Below are 1,714 nucleotides of genomic sequence, written 5' to 3'. Positions count from 1 at the left end.
TAATCCCTTGTTAAGGACGGCTTCCAGCGCGGGTTTCCAGGTGGGGCTGTTCGAGCACTGGGATCGTGATGCCTTCGCCGAGCCGGGCTTTGGTGCCTTTCGTTAGAGCGGTGCACGATCTTGGTGTTGATGGTGGTGGTCGCGTGGGCGCCGGACGGATGCCTTTCCGAGCCCCGGCGTAACTGCGCCTCTGCATAGAGCGGCGGCGTTCGGCGTCCTCGTGACCACCACCTGCTGTACTCGCTCGTTGCTCTTCGTGGTACGAGCCCGCCGCGCGGTGACCTCTCAAATCGCCCGAGCCGCTTGAGCTCCCACATAGACCGAGGCCCCGTGGGGTGCGCTGGTGCCACGAACGGCTACTGAGGTGGTGGACCGGCACTCGTGCTGAGTCCTGGGATTAGGTCGCTGCGTGGCCCGCATGCGCTCGTGACCAGCGCAAACACTCATTGCTCAGGGAGGGGCAAGTTGATCTACTGCGGTATCGACTGGGCGGAAAGGACGCACGACGTCGCTCTGGTCGACGACAGCGGCCAGCTGGTGGCCAAGCGGCACATCACTGATGACGCCGCTGGCTACCGGATCCTTCTGGACCTTCTCGCGGAGTACGGCGACACCGAGGAGAATCCGATCCCGGTCGCGATCGAGACCTCCCGCGGTCTGCTGGTTGCTGTGCTGCGGACCGGGAAGCGGAAGGTGTTCGCGATCAACCCGATGGCCGCAGCTCGCTACCGCGACCGTCACTCCGTCTCGCGCAAGAAGTCCGACCCAGGCGATGCCCTTGTTCTCGCCAACATCCTCCGCACGGACATGCACGCCCACCGGTCCCTGCCGAACGACTCGGATCTGGCCCGCGCCGTCGCCGTCCTGGCCCGCGCACAGCAGGACAGCACCTGGAATCGACAGCAGATTTCCAACCAGCTCCGCTCACTGCTGCGGGAGTACTACCCAGCTGCCCTGACGGCCTTCGAGCCCTGGAAAAACGGGCTGTGTCGCTCCGAGGCCCGGGAGATCCTCAAGGCCGCCCCGACGCCGACCCGCGCCGCGCGGCTGACCCACACCCAGTTCCAGGCCGCCCTGAAGCGGGCCGGCCGCAAACGCGGCATCGTGACTGAGGCCGAACGCCTCCGTGAGGTCTTCCGGGCCGGCTGGGCCCATCAACCCCCGCTGGTCGAGGATGCGCTCGGCAAGCAGATGCTGGCCCTGCTCGTCCAGCTGGACGCCGCCTGCACCGCCGCCGACGACCTCGCCAAGGCGGTGGAAGAGGCTTTCCCTCAGCACCCGGACGCTGACATTCTTCTCAGCTTCCCTGGCCTCGGCATCCAGCTCGGCGCCCGGGTGCTCGCCGAAATCGGAGACGACCGCAACCGCTTCGCCGACGCCCGCGGTCTGAAGGCATACGCCGGCTCTTCGCCCATCACCAGGGCCTCCGGGAAGAAGTCGTCTATCACCAGGCGATGGGTGAAGAACGACCGGCTCAACCATGCCGGATACCTATGGGCTTTCTCCGCGATCACCGCCTCACCCGGCGCCAAGGCCCACTACCGGCGCCGACGCGACGACCACGGAGACTGGCACGCAGCAGCCCAAAGGCACCTCTTCAATCGGATGCTGGGGATGCTCTATCACTGTCTGCAGCAGCGAAGGCTGTTCGACGAAGGTACGGCCTTCCCCACCAAACTCGCGGTCGCCGCTTGACGAGTTAGCGCCCTGAGGT

General features: G+C 66.2%; 1 protein-coding gene. It reads left to right on the top strand.

Annotation, left to right across the window (positions count from 1 at the left end):
* Window positions 1-465 precede the first annotated feature (465 nt).
* Window positions 466-1,695, top strand: coding sequence for an IS110 family transposase (locus AZE13_RS33395; protein ID WP_066940567.1), 1,230 nt, complete (start codon window positions 466-468; stop codon window positions 1,693-1,695).
* The last annotated feature ends 19 nt before the right edge of the window (window positions 1,696-1,714 follow it).

The sequence above is a fragment of the Streptomyces sp. NBRC 110611 genome (genome assembly GCF_001590865.1).
Taxonomy (GTDB): Bacteria; Actinomycetota; Actinomycetes; order Streptomycetales; family Streptomycetaceae; genus Streptomyces.
This window is presented reverse-complemented; position numbering and strand designations above follow the sequence as displayed.